At 68.0% G+C, this 6063-nt stretch carries 6 protein-coding genes; all 6 read left to right on the top strand.

Features of this window, described 5'->3' with window-relative positions; all coding sequences use genetic code 11:
- Positions 1-1187: extracellular solute-binding protein (locus tag AC3XYG_RS26185; protein WP_489142810.1), on the top strand; the 1187-nt coding region annotated here is incomplete at its 5' end.
- A 184-nt stretch (positions 1188-1371) separates the two neighbouring features.
- Positions 1372-2256, top strand: coding sequence for a carbohydrate ABC transporter permease (locus tag AC3XYG_RS26180; RefSeq protein ID WP_489142809.1), 885 nt, complete (start codon positions 1372-1374; stop codon positions 2254-2256).
- Between the two features lie 11 nt (positions 2257-2267).
- Positions 2268-3185, top strand: coding sequence for an ABC transporter permease subunit (locus AC3XYG_RS26175; RefSeq protein ID WP_489142808.1), 918 nt, complete (start codon positions 2268-2270; stop codon positions 3183-3185).
- Positions 3186-3196: 11 nt separating this feature from the next.
- Complete coding sequence (ugpC, locus tag AC3XYG_RS26170) at positions 3197-4315, top strand: sn-glycerol-3-phosphate ABC transporter ATP-binding protein UgpC (RefSeq protein ID WP_489142807.1); 1119 nt, start codon at positions 3197-3199, stop codon at positions 4313-4315.
- Positions 4316-4330: 15 nt separating this feature from the next.
- Positions 4331-5254, top strand: coding sequence for a TIM barrel protein (locus tag AC3XYG_RS26165; RefSeq protein ID WP_489142806.1), 924 nt, complete (start codon positions 4331-4333; stop codon positions 5252-5254).
- 7 nt (positions 5255-5261) lie between these two features.
- Positions 5262-6063: endonuclease/exonuclease/phosphatase family protein (locus AC3XYG_RS26160; protein WP_489142805.1), on the top strand; the 802-nt coding region annotated here is incomplete at its 3' end.

Below are 6063 nucleotides of genomic sequence, written 5' to 3'. Positions count from 1 at the left end.
AGCCGGACTACCAGGCGGTCTGCGTCGGCCAGGGCGGCTATCCGAACACGGTGCAGAACGCCATCGCCGCCTATCGCGCGCAGAAGCAGCCGACCGTGGTGCAGGTGTTCGATGCCGGCACGCTGGACCTGATGCTGTCCGGCGCCTTCGTCCCGGCCCGCAAGCTGATGGCCGACAACGGCTACGACATCAAGTGGGACGACTATTTCGCCGGGATCGCGAACTATTACGCGACGTCGAAGGGCGAGCTGGAGTCGTTCCCCTTCAATTCCTCGACGGCGCTGTTCTACTGGAACAAGGACGCCTTCGCCAAGATCGGCCGCGACAAGGCGCCGGAGACTTGGGAAGACGTCGAGCAGATCTCGCGCCAGCTGAAGGCCGCCGGCTACGACTGCCCGTTCGCGTTCAACTTCGACCCCTGGACCAACCTGGAGCAGTTCTCGGCCATCCACAACCAGCCGATCGCCACCGAGAACAACGGCTATGACGGGCTGGATGCCGAGCTGGTGTTCAACAAGACCAAGTTCGTCGACCAGGTCACCTTCATCAAGAAGATGTACGACGAAGGCATCTTCGTGCTGAAGGCCAAGGGCGGCGTCCAGGACACCCAGGATGTCGTCGACAGCTTCTCCTCCGGCGCCTGCCAGATGATCCAGACCTCGGTCGGCGACCACGGCACCATCGGCAAGCTGGCCAAGCCAGACATGCATTGGGACGTGGCCAAGCTGCCGGTCTGGGCCGGCACCGAGCGCCGCAACTCCCTGGTCGGCGGCGCTTCGCTGTGGGTCCTGGCCGGCAAGTCCGATGGCGAATACAAGGGCGCCGCGGCGTTCCTGAACTTCCTCGCCCAGCCCTCCTCGGTCGAATGGTGGTCGACCGTTACCGGCTACATCCCGGTGACCAATTCCGGCTTCCAGGCGATGAAGGCCGCCGGCTTCTACGACAAGGCCCCCTACAAGGGCCGTGAAGTGGCGATCGAAAGCCTGACCTTCACCCCGACCACCCAGGTCTCGCGCGGCATCCGCCTCGGCGGCTACGTGCAGATCCGCAAGGAGGTGCAGGACGCGCTGCAGGCGATCATCGCCGGCAAGGTCTCGGTCCAGGAAGGCCTCGACCAGGCGGTGGCGCGCGGCAACGCCGTGCTGCGCCGGTTCGAGAAGACCTACCAGGGCAAGCAGCTGCTCTGACCCGTATCCCGTCCTGTCATCACCTGATTTTTCACTGTCATCCTCGGGCTTGACCCGAGGATCCAGGGGCTGCCGGAACCGTTCTCGGTGGCCCCTGGATTGCCGGGTCAAGCCCGGCAATGACAGCAAATGGAAGCTCGGGCGATGACCTTCCTTCACGAGCGATACCGGCCAGCCTGACCCCATGGAAAAACGCGCCTTCTTCAAGAACCGGACGCTGGCCTGGCTGCTGATCGCGCCGCAGCTGCTGCTGGTGTTCCTGTTCTTCTACTGGCCCACTGCCCAGGCGCTGTACTGGGCGTTCACGCTGGAGCAGCCCTGGGGCGGCGGCAACAGCTGGGTCGGGCTGGAGAATTTCGAGGCGATCTTCAGCGACGGCGCCTATTGGAATTCCATCGGCGTCAGCTTCGCCTACGCCCTGCTGGCCACCGCCATCGCCATGGGCGGCGCCCTGACGCTGGCGCTGTTCGTCGACCGCCAGCTGCGTGGCTTCCGCGCCTATCGCTCGATCTTCGTCTGGCCCTATGCCATCGCCGCCCCGGCCGCGGCGGTCGCCTTCAGCTTCATCTTCTCGCCCGAGAGCGGGATGATCGGCGCGGTGAACCGGCTGTGGCCCGGGCTGTGGGACCCGCTGCTGAACGGCCCCCAGGCCCTGGTCATGGTGGTGCTGTGCCATGCCTGGATCTGGATCGGCTACAACTTCATCTTCTTCCTGGCCGGGCTGCAGTCGATCCCGCGCAGCCTGATCGAGGCCAGCGCCATGGACGGGTCGGGCGCCCTGCGCCGGATGCGCGACATCCAGCTGCCGCTGATCGCCCCGACGCTGTTCTTCCTGATGGTGATCAACCTGACCGGCAGCTTCACCGACAGCTTCGGCATCGTCGACATCATGACCCAGGGCGGCCCGGCCAAGGGCACCGAGGTCATGGTCTACAAGATCTATTTCGACGGCTTCAAAGGCCTCGACTACTCCGGTGCCGCCGCCCAGAGCATCGTCTTGATGCTGCTGGTCATGATCCTGACCTTCGTCCAGTTCCGCTGGGTCGAACGGCGCGTGCATTACGGCTGACGGAGGCGGAGATGATCGAACGCACCCCCGTGCTGAACGCGCTGACCCACCTGATCCTGATCGAAGGGCTGGTCCTGGTGCTGCTGCCCTTCGTCATCGTGCTGGTCGCCGCGACCAAGGATTTGCGCGGCGTGAACCAGGTGCCGATGAGCCTGGTCCCGGGCACGCATCTGCTCGACAACCTGGCCGAGGCCTGGGGCCGTGGCGATTTCGGCCGGTCCCTGGTCAACAGCCTGGTCGTCTCGATCGGCGTGACGGTCGGCAAGATCGCGCTGGCGGCGCTGACCGCCTTCTCGATCGTGTTCTTCCGCTACCGCGCCCGGATGCTGGCGTTCTGGCTGATCTTCACCACGCTGATGCTGCCGCTGGAGGTCCGCATCGTGCCGACCTACGCCATCGCGGCGAATGCGCTGGCGCCGTTCCAGGCCATCCTCGACGCCACCGGCCTGTCCGACGTGATCGCCTGGGTCACCGGCATCCAGGTCCATCTCGAATGGAACCTGCTGAACTCCTACCCCGGCATGATCCTGCCGCTGGTGGCCACCGCGACCGGGACCTTCCTCTACCGCCAGTTCTTCATGACCGTGCCGGACGAGTTGCTGGAAGCGTCGAAGATGGACGGCGCCGGGGCGATGCGCTTCTTCGTCGAGATCCTGATGCCGCTGTCGCGCACCAACATGCTGGCGCTGGCCGCCATCCTGTTCGTCTACAGCTGGAACCAGTACCTGTGGCCCCTCTTGGTCACCACCGACCCGGCCTACGGCACCGCGGCGGTGGAGCTGAAGCGGCTGATCCCGCCGGTCACGGGCGGGCTGCCGGAATGGCATGTGGTGATGGCCGGAACCCTGATCGTGATGCTGCCGCCGCTGCTGGTGGTGGCGCTGATGCAGCGCTGGTTCGTGCGCGGCCTGATCGCCACGGAGAAGTGAGGAGAGAGCCCATGGCCACCATCGCCATCCGCGGCGTCCGCAAGAGCTACGGCAAGACCCCCGTGGTGCACGGCGTCGATTTGGACCTGCCGTCCGGCACCTTCGCGGTCATCCTCGGGCCCTCCGGCTGCGGCAAGTCCACCCTGCTGCGCATGATCGCCGGGCTGGAGGACATCACCGAGGGCGAGATCGCCATCGCCGGCCGGGTGGTGAACACACTGGAGCCGCGTGAGCGCGGCTGCGCCATGGTGTTCCAGAACTACGCCCTGTACCCACACATGACCGTGGCCCAGAACATGGGCTATGCGCTGAAGGTGGCCGGGATACCGAAGGCCGAACGCCACGCCAAGGTGCAGGCGGTGGCGAAGCTGGTCGGGCTCGAGGATTTCCTCGACCGCAAGCCGGCCGCCCTGTCCGGCGGCCAGCGCCAGCGCGTCGCCATGGGCCGCGCCATCGTGCGCGAGCCGGAGGTGTTCCTGTTCGACGAGCCGCTGTCGAACCTGGACGCCAAGCTGCGGGTGCAGATGCGGGTCGAGATCCGCCGCCTGCATCGTCGCCTGGGCGCCACCTCGGTCTTCGTCACCCATGACCAGGTCGAGGCGATGACCCTGGCCGACGTGCTGATCGTGATGAACAAGGGCGTGGTCGAGCAGATCGGCCGCCCGGCCGAGATCTACAACCGGCCGCGCAGCCGCTTCGTCGGCAGCTTCATCGGGTCGCCGGCGATGAACTTCATCGAGGGCCGCATCGTCGAACCCGGCCTGTTCCGCTTCGACGAGCACCAGGAGATCGCGATCGATCCCAGCTTCGGTCGCCATTTCGTCGAACGTGGTGCCGCGCTGGGCATCCGGCCCGAGGCGGTGGAAATCGTGCCGGTCGACGTGCCCGAGGCGCTGGTCGCCACCGTCGACTTCATCGAGGAGCTGGGCGCTGGCCGCGTCGTCCACACCGATATCGACGGGCTGTCCTTCGCCGTCGCCACCGGCGCCGATGCCAACTACACGCCGGGCCAACCGGTGGGGCTGCGCCTGCCCGCAGCCCAGCTGCATTTCTTCGACCCGCACAGCGGCCTGCGCCTGGATGCCGAACTGACCACCGGCCACCGCAGCGCCGTCGCCACCGCCGCCTGAACCGCGAGAGACATCATGACCTCGATCGACATCATCACCGCCATCGGCTTTTCCACCGGCGTCAGCGGCAAGGGCGACCTGTCGCGGCTCGACGCCACCCTGGCCTCGCTGGCCGAGATCGGCGCCGACGCCGCCGAGCTGTCGCTGTATGGCGAAGACCTCATCACCGGCGGCCGGCTGCTTCCCGACCGGGTGCACAAGCTGGAGCAGATCTGCCGCCGGCACGACCTGCGCTACACCGTGCACGGCCAGATCGTGTCCAACTTCATGGATGAGGCGCATCTGCCGCTGCAGAAGGCGGTGGTGCGGGCGATGCTGGAGCTGTGCGACCAGGTCGGCGCCACCGTGCTGGTCCATCATGCCGGCCAGGCGCCGATGACCGACGCGGCCGGCCGCGAGCGGCTGGACGACCTGGAGCGCGAGGCGCTGGCCGAGCTGGCCGAGGCCGCGCGCGGCTACGGCGTGCGCCTGGCCTTCGAGAACATCTTCGCCATGGGCGACCACGAATACCGCCAGACCCCGGCCGAGGTGGCGGACACGGTGCGCGCCGTCGGCCACCCCAGCCTGTGCGGCCTGATCGACTTCAGCCACGCCTATATCGAAAGCACCCGGCGCGGCCTGGACTGGCGCGACCAGATCCGCAGCATGGCCGCCGCCACCGGCCACCTCCATGTGCATGACAGCTTCGGCCGGCCCTACAGCATGACCCGGTTCTTCGAGCGGTCGGAGGAAGTGGCGCTGGGCATCGGCGACCTGCATTTGCCGCTCGGCTGGGGCGACATTCCCTGGGACGAGATCTTCACCGAGCTGCGCTTCCATCCCGGCACCACCCTGATCCTGGAGCTCAACGGCGACCGCTACGCCGCCGAGCTGGCCGAGAGCCTGGCCCGCGCCCGGCGGCTGGCCGCTTTGTGCAACCACCAGGCGCTGGCGGCCTGACCGGACCATGCGGGACATCATCACCCGGCGGGTCGGCGTGCTGCCGGCCCCGGACCCGATCCTGCTGGCCGACGCCGCCATGGCGCCGGACGACGCCCATGACCGCTACGCCGCCCAGGTCCCGGCGCTGACCGGGCTCGAGCATCGCTCCGCTCCTGTGGAAAGGCCCCTGCCGCAACGGCTGCGAATCGTGGCCTGGAATGCGGAGCGGCTGAAGTATCACGGCCCCTCCGCCGCCCTGCTGCGCGCCGCCGAGGCCGATGTGGTGCTGCTGACCGAGGCCGATATCGGCATGGCCCGGTCCGGCAACCGGCACACCGTGCGCGACCTGGGCGAGGCGCTGGGCATGGGCTGGGCCTATGGCGTGGAGTTCGTCGAACTCGGCCTCGGCGATTCCCGCGAATGCCGGTGGCATGCCGAGGAAGACAACCGCGGCGGGCTGCACGGCAACGCCATCCTCAGCCGCCACCGGCTGGTCGACCCGGTGCTGATCCCGCTCGACGCCGGCGGCACCTGGTTCGCCGGCCGCACCGGCAGCCAGCGCCGGCTGGGTGGCCGCATGGCGATGGCGGCGCGACTGGACACGCCGCAGCCGCTGTGGCTGGTCGCCGCCCATCTCGAAAGCCACAGCGACGCCGCCGACCGCGGCCGCCAGGCCGAACGGCTGGTGGCGGCGATCGACCGGCTGGTGCCGGCCGGCGACGGCGTGGTGCTGGGCGGCGACTTCAACACCACAGAGGCGCCGGGATCGCTGGACACGGCGGAGGCCGACGAGCCGCTGTTCGGCGTGCTGCGCCGGGCCGGTTTCG

This window comes from Inquilinus sp. (assembly GCF_057815775.1).
This window is presented reverse-complemented; position numbering and strand designations above follow the sequence as displayed.